9 protein-coding genes are annotated in these 14363 nt (G+C 62.5%); 6 read left to right on the forward strand and 3 right to left on the reverse strand.

Annotation, left to right across the window (positions count from 1 at the left end):
* Positions 1-192: 192 nt before the first annotated feature.
* Both cysN and cysD read right to left on the reverse strand, forming a co-directional pair.
* On the reverse strand, positions 193-2088 hold the full coding sequence (gene cysN, locus ACV959_RS02260; protein WP_475738303.1) for a sulfate adenylyltransferase subunit CysN: 1896 nt from the start codon (positions 2086-2088) through the stop codon (positions 193-195).
* Positions 2088-2990, reverse strand: a complete 903-nt coding sequence (cysD, locus tag ACV959_RS02265; RefSeq protein WP_475738304.1) for a sulfate adenylyltransferase subunit CysD — start codon at positions 2988-2990, stop codon at positions 2088-2090. Before cysD ends, cysN begins: the two co-directional genes overlap by 1 nt.
* A 412-nt stretch (positions 2991-3402) precedes the next feature.
* Here cysD and ACV959_RS02270 point away from each other — a divergent pair, with 412 nt between their 5' ends.
* The 3 genes from ACV959_RS02270 to ACV959_RS02280 all read left to right on the forward strand — a co-directional run bounded on the left by ACV959_RS02270 (position 3403) and on the right by ACV959_RS02280 (position 9638).
* Positions 3403-3831: a hypothetical protein gene (locus ACV959_RS02270; RefSeq protein ID WP_475738305.1), complete on the forward strand. Its 429-nt coding sequence runs from the start codon at positions 3403-3405 to the stop codon at positions 3829-3831.
* 68 nt (positions 3832-3899) lie between these two features.
* Entirely contained in the window at positions 3900-8900 is a 5001-nt protein-coding gene (locus tag ACV959_RS02275; protein WP_475738306.1) for a glycosyltransferase, read from the forward strand.
* A gap of 456 nt (positions 8901-9356) precedes the next feature.
* Positions 9357-9638, forward strand: a complete 282-nt coding sequence (locus ACV959_RS02280; RefSeq protein ID WP_475738307.1) for an efflux RND transporter permease subunit — start codon at positions 9357-9359, stop codon at positions 9636-9638.
* On the opposite strand, the gene solA is transcribed toward ACV959_RS02280, so the two are convergent.
* Positions 9611-10765, reverse strand: a complete 1155-nt coding sequence (solA, locus tag ACV959_RS02285; protein WP_475738308.1) for an N-methyl-L-tryptophan oxidase — start codon at positions 10763-10765, stop codon at positions 9611-9613. The two genes, ACV959_RS02280 and solA, sit on opposite strands and share 28 nt — an antisense overlap.
* 374 nt (positions 10766-11139) lie before the next feature.
* Here solA and ACV959_RS02290 point away from each other — a divergent pair, with 374 nt between their 5' ends.
* From ACV959_RS02290 to ACV959_RS02300, 3 genes are all read left to right on the forward strand, one after another.
* The gene (locus ACV959_RS02290; protein ID WP_475738309.1) at positions 11140-11394 is read left to right on the forward strand and encodes a hypothetical protein; all 255 of its coding nucleotides are present in this window, start codon (positions 11140-11142) and stop codon (positions 11392-11394) included.
* 106 nt (positions 11395-11500) lie between these two features.
* Positions 11501-12676 carry an acetate/propionate family kinase gene (locus tag ACV959_RS02295; protein ID WP_475738311.1) on the forward strand — a complete coding sequence of 392 codons (1176 nt, stop codon included), beginning with the start codon at positions 11501-11503 and terminating at the stop codon, positions 12674-12676.
* Positions 12677-12992: 316 nt separating this feature from the next.
* Positions 12993-14297 carry a UDP-glucose dehydrogenase family protein gene (locus ACV959_RS02300; protein WP_475738312.1) on the forward strand — a complete coding sequence of 435 codons (1305 nt, stop codon included), beginning with the start codon at positions 12993-12995 and terminating at the stop codon, positions 14295-14297.
* Positions 14298-14363: the final 66 nt, after the last annotated feature.

Raw genomic sequence — 14363 nt, forward strand, 5'->3', positions numbered from 1 at the left:
TGAACGTCTTGAACAAGCCTTCATGCGACTGGAGTAATCGCAATCGAGTGTAAGTGGTAGCGCTATCGAGCAACTCGCTGGAATAATATTTTTTTCTTTCATTTGGCCGATGTTTCGGTGGATTGCGCTGGTTGCTAGATCCCTAACTTCAATCACGCTCGTTCCGCGTCGCAGCCATTATCATTCTTTCCCTCACCCGTGAATGATTGCTTTAGAGATTAGATAGGAAACGATTTCGTCAGCGATTTCGTTCGCGCTCTTCCCAGTGTGATTGACATGGAGCTCCGGCTGCTCGGGGCGCTCATAGGCCTGGTCGACGCCCGTGAAGTTCTTGATTTCGCCGGCGAGAGCCCTCTTGTAGAGCCCCTTGGGATCGCGCTCGATGCAGACCTCGATCGGCGTGTCGAGGAAGATCTCGATAAACTCGCCTTCCTCGACCAACGACCGGACCATGCGGCGCTCCGCCTTGAACGGCGAAATAAAGGCGCAAAGCACGATGAGGCCGGCATCCACCATGAGCTTCGAAACTTCGCCGATGCGCCGAATATTTTCCACGCGGTCGGCGTCGGTGAAGCCGAGATCCTTGTTCAGTCCATGACGAATGTTGTCGCCATCGAGCATGATGGTGTGTGCGTGGCGCTCGACGAGTTTGGTCTCGACAAGATTCGCGACGGTCGATTTGCCGGCCCCTGACAGGCCCGTGAACCACAGCACGGCCGGCTTCTGATGCTTGACGCGCGAGCGGACGGCCTTCGAGATCGACTGCTCTTGCAGATGAACATTTGTGGCGCGTCGCAGCGGAAAGGCGACGATGCCCGCCGCCGCCGTGGCGTTGGTGAACCGGTCGATGAGAATGAAGGCGCCGGTCGTTCGATTGACTTCGTAGGGATCGATCGCGACGGAGGCCGAAGCAGCCAGGTTGCAGAAGCCGATTTCATTCAGACTCAGAGTCTTCGCAGCGACCTTGGCTCCCGTGTCGACGTCGAGCTTGTGTTTGATCTCCGTAACCGCGGCAGAAATCGTTCGTCCGTTGATTTTCATGAGATAGGAACGGCCGGGCAGCAGCTTGTCGTCGGACATCCAGATCAGGTGGCCGGCGAATTGATCGACCACATCGGGCCGGTGCTGCTTGTGGCAGAGCACGTCCCCCCGCGACGCGTCGATTTCGTCCTCGAAAACCAGCGTGACCGAATCAGGCGCTTCGGCAAACGGCAGATCGCCGTCCATTGTCACGATGCGGGCGATCCTCGTCCCGCGGCCGGAGGCCGCCACGACGATCTCGTCGCCCACGCCGATGCGCCCGGATGCAATCGTCCCGGCAAAGCCGCGGAAATCGAGATGCGGACGGTTCACCCATTGAACCGGAAAGCGCATGGGCTGACCGGCGAGCCCGCTCTCGACGTCGACTTCCTCCAGATAGGCGAGGAGGCTCGGTCCCGAATGCCAGGACATGTTGGCGGAGGGCGCGATGACATTGTCGCCGAACCGCGCCGACATCGGAATCGCCGCGATCGAGGCGAAATGCAGAGTCTGCGCCGCCTCGCGAAAATCGTCGACAATCTTGTCGAAGACGGAGCGGTCGTAGCCGACGAGATCCATCTTGTTGACCGCGAGCACGACGTGGCGAACGCCGAGCAGCGATACGATCGTCGCATGGCGCCGCGTCTGCGTCAAAAGCCCCTTGCGCGCGTCGACCAGCAAGATGGCGAGATCGGCGTTGGAGGCTCCCGTCGCCATGTTGCGGGTGTATTGCTCGTGGCCGGGCGAATCGGCGACGACGAAAGAGCGCGCCGGCGTCGCGAAATAGCGATAGGCGACGTCGATCGTGATGCCCTGTTCGCGCTCGGCCTCGAGGCCGTCGACGAGCAGGGCGAAATCGATGTCTTCGCCGACCGTTCCGTGCCGCCGGGAGTCTTTTTCAAGCGCCGCGAGCTGGTCGTCGAAGATCAGCTGACGTTCATAAAGCAGCCGGCCCACCAGCGTGGATTTGCCGTCGTCCACCGAACCGCAGGTAAGAAAGCGCAGGGTCGGTTTCGCCGGCGCCGCGGCGTGCGCGTCAGCCGCTTCCGGATTGAACGCCTTTTCCATCAGAAATAGCCCTCGCGCTTTTTCTTCTCCATGGAGGCCGCCTCGTCGAAGTCGATCAGTCTGCCCTGGCGCTCCGATGTCGTGGAGAGGCGCATCTCCGAGACGATGTCCTCGAGCGTCGCGGCGTCGGACTCGATCGCGCCAGTCAACGGATAGCAGCCGAGCGTGCGGAACCTCACGCGACGCATCGCGGGAGATTCGTTTTCCGCGAGCGGAAGGCGATCGTCGTCCACCATGATGAGCGTCCCGCCCCGTTCGACGACCGGCCGTTCCTTGGCGAAATAGAGCGGCACGACGGGAATGTTTTCGGCGACGATATAATCCCAGACGTCCAGCTCGGTCCAATTGGAGAGCGGGAACACGCGCACCGATTCTCCTTCGCCGAGACGCGTATTGAAGACGCGCCACAATTCCGGCCGCTGATTCTTCGGATCCCAGGCGTGGGCGGGCGTCCTGTGGGAGAAGACGCGCTCTTTCGCCCGGCTCTTCTCCTCGTCGCGCCGCGCGCCGCCGAAAGCGGCGTCGAACTTGTATTTGTCCAGCGCCTGGCGCAGCGCCTCGGTCTTCATGACCTGCGTGTAGGCGGAAGAGCCGAGCGTGAACGGACTGACGCCGCGCGCGACGCCATCGAGATTGGTGTGGACGATCAGATCCATGCCGACGCGCGCGGCGGTTTGGTCCCGGAAGGCGATCATTTCGCGGAACTTCCAGGTCGTGTCGACGTGAAGGAGAGGAAACGGCGGCTTCGCCGGATAGAACGCCTTGAGCGCGAGATGCAGCATCACGCTCGAGTCCTTGCCGATCGAATAGAGCATCACGGGATTGCGAAACTCTGCGACGACCTCTCTCAGAACGAAGATCGCCTCGGACTCGAGGCGCCGTAGATGTGGCGGAAGGGCCATTAGATTCCATCCGAAAGTCGACCGCCTCGACGCGCTGCGCGGCCCATGCGGACCCATCATTAGCTGCATCGGAGCGATTTACCAAGCCGGCGCTCGGCGCGTGGCGGGCGCGCCCGTAAATTGTTTCCAAGCTAACCCAAAACGTTTGCGCGCCGATTGGGCGTTTTGATGACGAAACGCGCATGAAGCGCATGATTGCGCCAAAAACTTGAGATGTTTAGCAATATACCGATTTTTTTCACTTTTTTGGGGTCAAAGCTTGTCCTGCGCCGCGGCGTGAGTTAGTGAAGGCCCGCTCTTTTTCATGCGCTGTGTCGCCAGTTTTTTTCGAGCGGTCGAAGCGGGCGCGATCGCTTCCGCCGCGCCATCTCTGGCGCGGCAGCGGGGCACGAAACACGCGAGGATGTGATCGATGGCGAAGCTCCCCCTGAAAGTGCAGTTTGGGTCGGGCGGCGATTACAAATTGTGGGCAGGCGACGGTTGGCATCACGACGCCAACGACACGCAGCACACCTGGGCCGGGCATACGGCGAAACTGCGTCTTATGGTAGATAACGCCGGCAAGGATCTGCGTCTCGACGTCGACGTCATCCCTCTGGCGGCAAAAGGGATTGAGCAGGAACTTTACGTCTTCCTCAACGGCGCCTTCGTCGCGTTCTGGCCCGTGCGGGAGGGGGGCGTGCGCAGCGGAACGATCGAATCGAGCTTCTTCAATTCGCCGGATTGCCTGTTCACATTCGTTGCCCCGAAGGCGATTTGTCCGAAGGAGGCTGGCTTCGGCAACGACGGGCGCGTTCTCGGCATGGCCTTCCGGTCGATCGCCCTGACGGCGGCGAGGTAGCAAAGCCGCCGTCGATATTTTATGAATGCAAGGCGTTTTGGCCCATACTTCGAGGGGGCGGACTGGGCATGGCCAAAGACCTTGAAGGATTCGCGCCGGATTCAGGCGGGCGCGCGTCTTACGAATACCGGCACCGTTATGGCGTTTGCGCTAGCGTCGTCGCCGGCAAGACGGTGCTGAATCTCGCCTGCGGGGAGGGGGGCGGGGCCGAAATCCTCGCCCGGAGCGCAGATCAGGTCGTCGGCGTCGACGCGGATGCGGACGCTGTGGCGCGCGCTTCCCGAAAGTTCGCGGAGAATGCGCGACTCGCCTTCAAGCCGGTCGACTTTTCGCGCCTGCCGTTCGAGGATGGCAGTTTCGACGTGGTCGTCGCCTTTGAGGCCATTGGGCGAATCGCCGAGCCGGAGGCTTTACTCAAGGAAGCCGCCAGGGTGCTTCGAAAAAGCGGCGCGCTGATCGTGTCGGCGCCGGCCCGCGCCGACGGTTCGGGGGGAGCGGACGCCGGGGCGTTCGACAGGACGGCCTTCGAGGCGCTTCTCAGATCGGCCTTCTCGCATGTTCACCTGTATGGTCAGCGTTTTTTTGTTCCCTCCTTGATTGCGCCGCTCGAACTGTCGCGGTCGCAGAAGCCGGCGATTTTCAGTCTGGTCGCGAAGGACCAGCGTCCGGAGCCGGGCGCTCCGGCGCTCGGATCGGTCGATTGTTTTGTCGCGGTCTGCGGCAATGCGCCGGTGCGCAAGAAACTGGAGGCGCCCTCTCTGTTCGTCGACGAATCCGTCGATCTATGGCGGGAAAGAGAGCGACTCTTTCTTTGGGCGTCCGATCTCCACGAGGCGGATGAAAAACTTCGCGCCCGGCTTCGGGAGATCGAAGGCGCGCTCGCCCGGGCGAGGGAGGCGCAGGCGCATGCGGCGCAGGATGTGGGCGACAGGCTGGTTCGCGAACTTCGTCAGATCACCGCCTCGACGCAGAACCTTTTCCATCGCGATCTGGCGGAGCTGCGGCAGGATGTCTCGCGGCTGAGCGAGTCCGAGCAGTTGCGGTCGGAACTGCTCGAAGCGCGGCTGGAGCGCGAGCGCGCCGACGACGAAAACGCCGCGCTTCAGGACGCATTGGCCAAGGCCAAGCGAACCGGAGACGAACTGAGCAGTCAGGCGTCGTTGCTGCGTCGCGCGCTCGAGAAAGCGGAGACCGACGCGAGAAACGCCCGCGAGGCCGAAGCGGCGCTGAGGGAGGTCTATGAAGATGCGGCGCGGCTGGTCGAGGAGCGAGGCGCGCTCCTTGCCGACGCGCAGGAAAAGATCGCCGCCAGCGGGGCCGAAACCGCCCGCCTGCGCGCCGAACTCTCCGAATCGAACGAGTTTCTCGATAATGCCCGGGAGGCTCTGGCGCGCGCGCAGGCCGACGCGGCCTCCCTTCGCCAGACGCAGGACGAACTGAATGCGGAAATTGCGGCGCTCCACGAAGCGCGGGAAGGATTAGGCCAGCAGATCGCTGCGCTCGAAAAAGATCTCGAATCTCGCGCAACGGCCATCCTCGACCTGGAAAAAGAGGTGGAGGAGTCCGCAAAGCTCCGGCGGCGGTTCGAGGAGCAGGCCGAGGTCATCGCCGGACTGACGGCCGACGTCGAGGAGGCGGAGGCCGAACTCGGCCGGCGGCAGGATCTGCTCTCCAAATACATGTCGGCGACCGCGTCCCAGCGCGCGACGCTTCAGCGTCTCGACCAGCAGGTGCGCGTCATTGGCGTGAAACGGGCGGTCGAGGCGCAATTCGCTGCGGCGGTTCGAACGGTCAGGGTTTCTCTCTGGCGATTGCCCCTCATCGTTTTTCGCGGCCGATTGCGATCAACGGTCCCAATGCCGCCCCTGCGCTCTCTCGGGCGATCCGAGAGAAAGGACATCGAAAATTCGAAGCTGTTCGATCCGCAGTGGTATCTAGCTCAGAACCCCGATGTCGCCCAGCATGGGATAGACCCGCTGGTTCATTATTTGAGAAACGGCTTCGCCGAGGATCGCGATCCGCATCCTTATTTCAACGCCGCATGGTATCGCGCCCTCTATGGGGATCGGCTGGAAGGCTTGCCGCCGCTCGTGCATTATCTGCGCAACGGCAAGAGCCGCTTCATGTCGCCGCATCCGCTGTTCGACGCGGGGTTTTACCTTCAACGCAACGACGACGTCGCCCAACGCGGCGTCGATCCGCTCGATCACTTCATCGCCTCCGGGGAAGAGGAGCGGCGGAATCCGCATCCGCTCGTTTGGCTCGATCGCCTGGCCGAGCAGTCCGGCCTCGATTCGGAAGCGAAACCTTTCGCGGCGTATCTGAGCGATCCGCGTCACGCCCTCGCGAGCCCGCATCCGCTCTTCGATCCTGAGTTCTATTTCCAGGACAATCCGGACCTGCTTCGGCAGGGCGTCTGCCCGCTCATGCATTATTGCGCCATCGGCTGGCGAGAGGGGCGTGAGCCCTTCCGCGCCTTTGCCGGCGACTGGTATCTCGCGCGCAACCCCGACGTTCTCGAAGCGCAGATCAATCCGCTCGTGCATTTCGTGCGTTTTGGCGCCTATGAGCAGCGGTCGCCGCATCCGCTCTTCGACCTTCCTTTTTATCTCGAACGCAATCGGGACGCTCTGGCGGCCGAATGCGACGCGCTTTCGCATTACGTGCTGTCGGGTGCGAGCCAGCAGCTCGAGACCAATGAAAAGATCAGCGTCGCGGACATGAAGAGCATTGTTCCGGACGCCTATTGGCGAAGGTTCGACCCCGTGTCGGCCTTCACCTATTTCGGCGAGACGCGGATTTCCGTGCCGACTCAGCCTCGCGGCTCGGAGATTGACGTCAATCAGCCCGGTCTCGGGGCATGGCCGCCGGCCCCGGATTTCACCTATTGGCTGCCGCAGCAGTTGCGCGATTACATCATCGAGCGCTTTGGCGAGAACCAGCTGCCGCTTTACATTTATTTCATGGCGATGGTGGACCGCTACGGCGACTCGCCGGAGGCTTTCGCCGAATCGGACGATTTTCGCGTCATGCGGGAACGGCTGCTCACCCATTGCCGAAAACGCCGGCCGCGGCGCCATCAGGCGATCGACGTCTCGATCATCGTCCCGGTTTACAACAATCTCATTTTCACGCTGACCTGCGTGTTGAGCGTTCTCGAAAACGGCTCACGCTTTTCTTTCGAGATCATCATCGGCGACGACAAATCCAGCGACGCGACCGAAGAAGTGTTTTCGACGGCGGGCGGCCCGATCGTTCACGTGCGCCACGCGGAGAACCGCGGCTTCCTCGGAAACTGCAACGCCGCCGCCGAGGTCGCGAAGGGACGGTTCGTCGTCTTCCTCAACAACGACACCTTGACCTTCCCAGGCTGGCTCGACGAACTCATCGGCGTCTTCGAACGCGACGAGACCGTCGGATTCTCCGGCTCGAAACTGCTCAATGGCGACGGCACGCTGCAGGAAGCCGGCGGCATTTACTGGCGCGACGGCTCTGCATGGAATTTCGGCCGCAACAGCGATCCGCGGCTGCCCGAATTCAACTACTGCAAGGACGTCGATTATATCTCGGGGGCCTCGATCGCGCTGCCAACGAATGTGTGGAAGCGGCTCGAGGGGTTCGATCCGATCTACGCCCCCGCCTATTGCGAAGACGCGGACATTGCGTTCCGCGTCCGCGACATCGGCATGCGGACCGTCTACGTCCCTCATTCCGAACTCATCCACCACGAGGGCAGGAGCCACGGCCGCGACACGGGCAGCGGCATCAAGGCGTACCAGATCGCCAATCAGGAAAAGCTTCTGGCGCGTTGGCGGAGCGTTCTCGAAAAGGATCACTTCCCCAACGCGGAGAATGTGTTCCTCGCACGCGACCGTTCGCGTCACCGGCCGCATATTCTGGTCGTCGACCACTATATCCCGCAATGGGACCGGGACGCTGGCTCCCGCAACATGTATCATTACATTCGCATGTTCCTCCAGGCCGGGTTCCGCGTCACCCTGTGGCCGGACAATCTCAACGAGGACCGCGAATATTGCGCGCCGCTGCAGCGGGCGGGCGTCGAGGTCATCTATTCGGCCGCCTATGCCGGGCGCTTCGACGACTTCATCGCGGCGAACGGCAAGTATTTCGACTACGCCCTGCTCAGCCGTCCGCATATCTCGATCAAATATTACGATTCGCTCAGAGCGCATTCGCGGTGCGGGATTCTCTATTACGGTCACGACATCCATTTCAAACGGATGGAGCGTGAATATGAGATCAGCAAGAATCCAGAACTGAGAAAAGCCATCGACGAGACGCGCGCCCAGGAGATGGAAAACTGGCGCAAGGCGGATATCGTGCTCTATCCGAGCGTGGAGGAGCGCGAAGAAGTTCGCCGTTTGATGCCGACTTGCGTCGCGGAGGCGCTGCCGCTTTTCGGCTATCTTCCGTCCGAACTGTCGACGGCTTACGCCAATCTGGCGCGCTTCGAGGCGCGCAACCCGGACGAATTGCTGTTCGTCGGCGGGCCGCATCCACCCAACGTGGACGGTTTGCGCTGGTTCGTTGCTGACGTGATGCCGTTGATTCTGGCGCAGCGGCCGAGCGTGCGGCTGATTGTCGTCGGCTCGATGACGAGCCCGGAAATCGCCCGTCTGGAATCCGAGTCGGTCGTTTTGAAGGGGCGCCTCAGCGACGAAGAACTTGCAGAGCTTTACGCCACCGCCGGCGCGGCCATCGTGCCACTCAGATTCGGCGCCGGCGTGAAGGGCAAGACACTCGAGGCCCTGATGAATTCGACGCCTCTGGTGACGACGTCCACCGGCATGCAGGGGCTGTTCCCGACGGAGCCGATCAGCTACGTGGCGGACAAATCCGAAGCGCTCGCGGAAGCGGTGCTCGCCTGCCTGAGCGACCGAGAGGAAGCGAGGGCCATTGTAACGCGCGGCGTCGCCTACATCGAGGCGAATTATTCGATTGAGGCCCTCCGTCGCGCCTTTGCGCCATTCATCATCGAATTGGCCGAAGCCGGGAAAGAAGAGCAACTGCGGCGTCCAACGGAGGCGCAGCCGTCGCTTCAAGCGTGATGGAGCGCTCGAGCTGTATATCGAACTGGTCCCGCCTTGATTTTTTCTGCGTTTCGCAGGTTGAATCAAGGCGGGACCGGTTGGGCTGAGAGGCTGCCGCTCGCCTTCCGCCTAAATGTCAACCCAGCGCAAGTAGAGACCGTGATCCGCAGGGTCGAGCGTCGCAGGGATCCTTCTCAGATAGGCGACACGCGCATCGACGTCCCCCCTCGACCTCGTCGCGAAAGGCGACTCGGCGAGCGAGCGTGGTCGCCATTGCGCGAGACGCTTTGCGTGATCGCGCGCTTGCCCTCCTCGTGTCCATCGGCGTTTGAAGCTGGACACTTCTATCAAACTCGCCAAATCGCCGTGTTTCTGATTCTTTTGCCTTGAGAGGATCGGAGGCGAGACCATGCGCGGACGAGCTGGGTTTTTTATGTCGACCCGCGGCTCAAGCGGCTGCCGCTTCAGGTCTATGTGCAGGCCGACTCGCGCTACCGCCTCCAGCCCGACGATCTTTTGAGCATGTATGTCCGCAGTCAGGACGGCAATGTGGTTCCGCTCGGCACGCTCGCGCGCCTGACAGAGCCCTATGCCCCGCCTTTGGTCACGCTCTACAATCTTTTCCCTCCCGCTACGAACGTCGGTTTGCCGATGCGCGGGTTCAGTTCCGGGCAGGCGGTGGAGTCGATCGCGAAGAAGCTCCTGCCGATGCTCACGCTCTCGGCGCGTCAGCGCGAACGAAAGCTGTTGCGCTGAAAGCGCAGGGCGGACAGAAAGTCGATCGGATGCGCGGTTTTGCCGTCGATCGCAAGGTCGGCCAGAATTTCTCCGACGACCGATGCGAATTTGAAGCCGTGGCCGGAAAAGCCGGCGGCGAACGCGAGTTTCGGCGTCTCGGGATGTCGGTCGATCACGAAATCCTCGTCGGGCGTCATGGTGTAGATACAGGTCGAGACGCGCAACGCCTCATCCGATGCGAGCGGCAGGCAGTCGCGGACGAAGCCGCGGAGCGCGGCGACTCTCTCCGGGCTCACAGGGCGCGCGTCCTTGTCTTCGGGCCTGTCGAGCGTTTCGAAGCGACGATGCCCGGCGACCTTCACGCTGTGACCGTCGATCTGGGGAAATCCGTAATAGAAGTCGTCGTCGCGATCGAAGACGAAACCGGGGACGCCCCTGTCTGCCGCGTGATCCCGCGGCGCGGGAAACCAGGAGAGAAACATTTTCCGCAGCGTGAGCGGCAGGCCCAGCTCGCCGAGCAGAAGGGAACTCCATGCGCCGCCCGCGACGATCACGCGGGCGGCGGAATATCTCCCGTGCGCGGTGCGCACCTGCGCGCGGCCATTTTCGAAGCGATAATCGACGACCGCTTCGTTTTCTCTCAGGACAGCGCCGCGTTTGCGCGCTTCGCGGGCGTGGGCGAGCAGGCATTTTTCGGCATATAAAAAACCGGCGCCGGGTTCGAAAGCCGCCGCGAAGCCCTCGGGCGCGCGGTACATGGGCCAGCGCCTCAAGGCCTCGTCGCGGCCAAGCTCCTCCATCGGGATCGCGTATAGCCGCCCGCTTTCGAGCGCGCCGTCATAGACCCTGCTCTTGCCGGGGCGACCGAAGGTGACGAGACCGTTGCGCGCGAGAAGGGTTTCTCCGCAGTCCGCTTCGAGCCGCTCCCACAGTTCGAAGGCCCGCTCGAGCAGCGGCACATAGCTCGGATTCTCGAAATAGGCTTTGCGGATGAGACGCGTTTCGCCATGCGAGCTTCCGCGGTCGTGGGCGAGATGGCGCTGCTCCAGGCCCAGAACGCTATGGCCGCGCGCGGCGACATGGCGGCAGGCGGCGGCGCCCATCGCGCCGAGGCCGATGACGATGACGTCGAAAGCAGTCGTCATGATCGATCATCCTTCGCGTCGATAGGCTCGTCAATTTTGCGGCGGTTTCCTTTCGGCGCAAAGCGGAAGAGAAAAGAGCGAAGGGAAAGGAACGAGGCGCGCGCGATTAGCCACGATGTTCTTCGTTTTGGTCGAATGGTCGAACTTGCGCCAACGGCCCCGGCGAAGCCTGCGCAGGATAATTCAACCGAATGACGCGGTCCAGACCAGGCGCGCGTCGGCTTCCGTCGGATGGCGGAACGTCCTCTTGCCTGCGAGTCGGCCGGCGGCGTTAAATATCGGCTTGGCGCCTCCGTCCCGGCGTCATAGAAGCCCGGCGCCCGGCGGCGGGCCTGCGCCGGTGAAATCCGCGCGGCTCCCTTCGGAGAGAAGAAATGAATTGCAGAGCCTTCGTTTCGACCCTGCTTGCCGGGGCGGCGATCCTCCGCCCGCTCGAAGGTCGGGCGGCCGAACCGCTCAGCGAGCCTGTCGATGACGTCAGCGGGGCGTTGATGAGCGTCAGGACGGGCGGCTTCGACGACTTCGTCTCTCGCATCAACGCGGCGCTGCGCTCCTGCGCGGCGACGGTCGAAAGCCGACAAGCGGTCGCGGTCCCATTCGATCGACCTTTTGTCGTCGCGCCCTTATAAGTCGGCGACCTGGATCAAATTGCCGACGGATCTCTCGCCGGCTTCGCGCGTCGAATAAGCCGTCCATGCCGGCGGCGTTGGCGTCATCAGGTGACGGATCGATACCATGTCGAACATTGCGGTCGTCAACGCTGGTTCCTCCAGCCTCAAATTCGCGGTTTTCGAAGCGGCTGCAAAACCCGGTCTTCGTCTCCGGGGGCTCATCGACGGCATCGGCGCGACGCCGCGCGCGCGGCTGTCGGACGCGAGCGGCGCGACAGTGTCGACGGAGGAGTTTCCGGCGCCGGGTTTCGATCACGCGGCGGCGACGCGTGCGATGATGCGCCTCGCGGGGCCATGGCTCGACGGCAAGAATATTGCCGTCGTCGGCCACCGCGTGGTGCACGGGGGCGCCGAATACGCCGCGCCCGTCCTGCTGACGGCGGAGATCGTGGAGCGGCTCGCGGCATACATTCCACTCGCGCCGCTTCACCAGCCGCACAATCTCGCGGTCATCCGCGCAATGCGCGAGATGCATCCGCAGCTGTCGCAGGTCGCCTGTTTCGATACGGCTTTTCACCGCAGTCAGCCGCCTCTGGCGCAGGCTCTCGCCATTCCGCGCAAATATGCGCAGGCCGGCGTCAAACGCTACGGCTTCCACGGCATTTCCTATGAATATGTCGTCGGCCGGCTGCGCGAGATCGCGCCGGAAGCGGCCAGCGGTCGCGTCATCGTCGCGCATCTGGGCAATGGCGCCAGTCTCTGCGCGGTGAAGGACGGGCGCAGCGTCGCGAGCACGATGGGATTCACCGCCGCCGACGGGCTGATGATGGGGACGCGTTGCGGCGCCATCGATCCGGGCGTCCTTTTGCACATGATCGACCAGTATGGCTTCGGCGCGCGTGAGCTCGAGGATTTCATATATCGCAAATCAGGCCTCCTCGGGGTCTCTGGCATATCATCCGACATGCGCGCGCTGCGCGCCTCTTCCGCGCCCGAGGCGAAGGAAGCGATTGCGCTTTTCGTCTATCGAATCCAGCGCGAAATCGGATCGCTGGCCGCGGCGCTCGGCGGTCTTGACGCCCTCGTTTTCACCGCCGGCATCGGCGAGAACGACGCCGCGACCCGCGCAGAGGTTTGCGCGGGCTGCGAATGGCTGGGCGCAGCGCTGGACGTGGCCGCGAATTTGAAGGTAGCGGCAAAAATATCGGCGCCGCAATCGCGCGTCGCCATCTTCGTCGTCCCGACGAATGAAGAGCTGGAGATCGCGAAAAGCGCTTGGAGTCTTTCCGTCGCTGGATGACGCCGCCCCCGGCCCGGTGTGAGATTCGGCCCGCCGGGTCTTCTGGCGGAGCCCTGCGCGGCGCGCCGCTCCTGTCAGACATGGAAGCACAAGCTTCAGCTTGCGCCGTCTGTCGCGAATTTGACAATTAACCAACGTATTGCGGAGTAGAAACAAATATGGGGCCTGGCGCGTTCAGCAAGAAGGCGCGCCTATAAGCCGCGCGACGTCTTATGAGCGGCGATTGACAAATGCGCCATGACCGGAATGAATGCGCGCCGAGGCCCGACCTGTCGCTCTTCAATCTTTCCGCCTCCGAAAAAGGGACCTATAGGCAATGAACATTACGATGATCGGTTCGGGTTACGTCGGGCTTGTTTCGGGGGCTTGTTTTGCTGATTTTGGTCATCGAGTTATTTGCGTCGACGCCGACGCTGGCAAGATCGAGCGCCTGAAGCGCGGAGAAATCCCGATTTACGAGCCGGGCCTCGACGAACTGGTCGCCAACAACGTCAAGCAGAACCGCTTGTCCTTCACGACCGATCTCGCGCCGGCGGTGAAGGGCGCCGACGCCGTGTTCATCGCTGTGGGCACGCCCTCGCGGCGCGGCGACGGCCATGCCGATCTCTCTTATGTGTTCGCCGCTGCGAAAACCATCGCCGAAGCGCTCGACGGATTTACGGTCATCGTCAACAAGTCGACCGTGCCGGTGGGGACCGGCGACGAGGTCGAGCGCATCATCCGGGAAGTGAATCCCAAGGCAGATTTCTCGGTGGTCTCCAATCCCGAGTTCCTCCGCGAAGGCGCGGCGATCGAGGATTTCAAGCGCCCCGACCGCGTCGTGATCGGGGTCGAGGATCCGCGCGCTCGCGACGTGATGGAGGAAATCTACCGGCCGCTCTCGCTCAACGCCCCGCCGCTTGTTTTCGTTGGACGCCGTACGTCTGAACTCACCAAATACGCGGCCAACGCCTTTCTCGCGACCAAGATCACCTTCATCAACGAGATCGCCGATCTGTGCGAGAAGGTGGGCGCCGACGTGCAGGACGTCGCCCGCGGCATCGGCCTCGATAAGCGCATCGGCTCCAAGTTTCTGCATGCCGGCCCGGGCTATGGCGGCTCCTGCTTCCCCAAGGACACGCTGGCGCTGATCAAGACCGGTCAGGACGAAGGCTCCAGTCTTCGCATCGTCGAAACGGTTGTCGCGGTTAACGACGCCCGCAAGCGCGCCATGGCGCGCAAGATCATCATGGCGCTGGGCGGCTCCGTGCGCGGTAAGAAGATCGCGCTGCTGGGCCTCGCCTTCAAACCGAATACGGACGACATGCGCGACGCGCCCTCGCTCGCCATCGTCGCCTCGCTCGCGGGCGACGGCGCGCAGGTTCACGCCTATGATCCGGAGAGCATGGAGCAGGCGCGGCCGTTGATGCCGGAAGTGACCTTCCACGACGACGCCTATTCGGCGCTGGAAGGCGCGGACGCGCTCGCGATCGTGACGGAATGGGACGCCTTCCGCGCGCTCGATCTCGATCGGGTCAAGCAGTTGTTGAAGAATCCGATCATCGTCGATCTGCGCAACATTTATCGCCCCGCCGATATTCGCAAACGCGGTTTCACCTATGTCAGCATAGGTCGGAGGTAACTTTTGTAGCCTCCCGGTCTCGGCGCCGAAAGAAAACGGGCGGATCCTCGAGGAATCCGCCCGTTC

It is taken from the genome of Methylocystis sp. Se48 (assembly GCF_056269425.1).

What these genes read in the sequence shown, in the direction of transcription:
- ACV959_RS02295 (WP_475738311.1), top strand. Translation starts at nt 11,501, where the DNA reads ATGTCGAACATTGCGGTCGTCAACGCTGGTTCCTCCAGCCTCAAATTC.
- ACV959_RS02275 (WP_475738306.1), top strand. Translation starts at nt 3,900, where the DNA reads ATGGCCAAAGACCTTGAAGGATTCGCGCCGGATTCAGGCGGGCGCGCG.
- ACV959_RS02300 (WP_475738312.1), top strand. Translation starts at nt 12,993, where the DNA reads ATGAACATTACGATGATCGGTTCGGGTTACGTCGGGCTTGTTTCGGGG.
- cysN (WP_475738303.1), bottom strand. Translation starts at nt 2,088, where the DNA reads ATGGAAAAGGCGTTCAATCCGGAAGCGGCTGACGCGCACGCCGCGGCG.
- solA (WP_475738308.1), bottom strand. Translation starts at nt 10,765, where the DNA reads ATGACGACTGCTTTCGACGTCATCGTCATCGGCCTCGGCGCGATGGGC.
- ACV959_RS02290 (WP_475738309.1), top strand. Translation starts at nt 11,140, where the DNA reads ATGAATTGCAGAGCCTTCGTTTCGACCCTGCTTGCCGGGGCGGCGATC.
- cysD (WP_475738304.1), bottom strand. Translation starts at nt 2,990, where the DNA reads ATGGCCCTTCCGCCACATCTACGGCGCCTCGAGTCCGAGGCGATCTTC.
- ACV959_RS02270 (WP_475738305.1), top strand. Translation starts at nt 3,403, where the DNA reads ATGGCGAAGCTCCCCCTGAAAGTGCAGTTTGGGTCGGGCGGCGATTAC.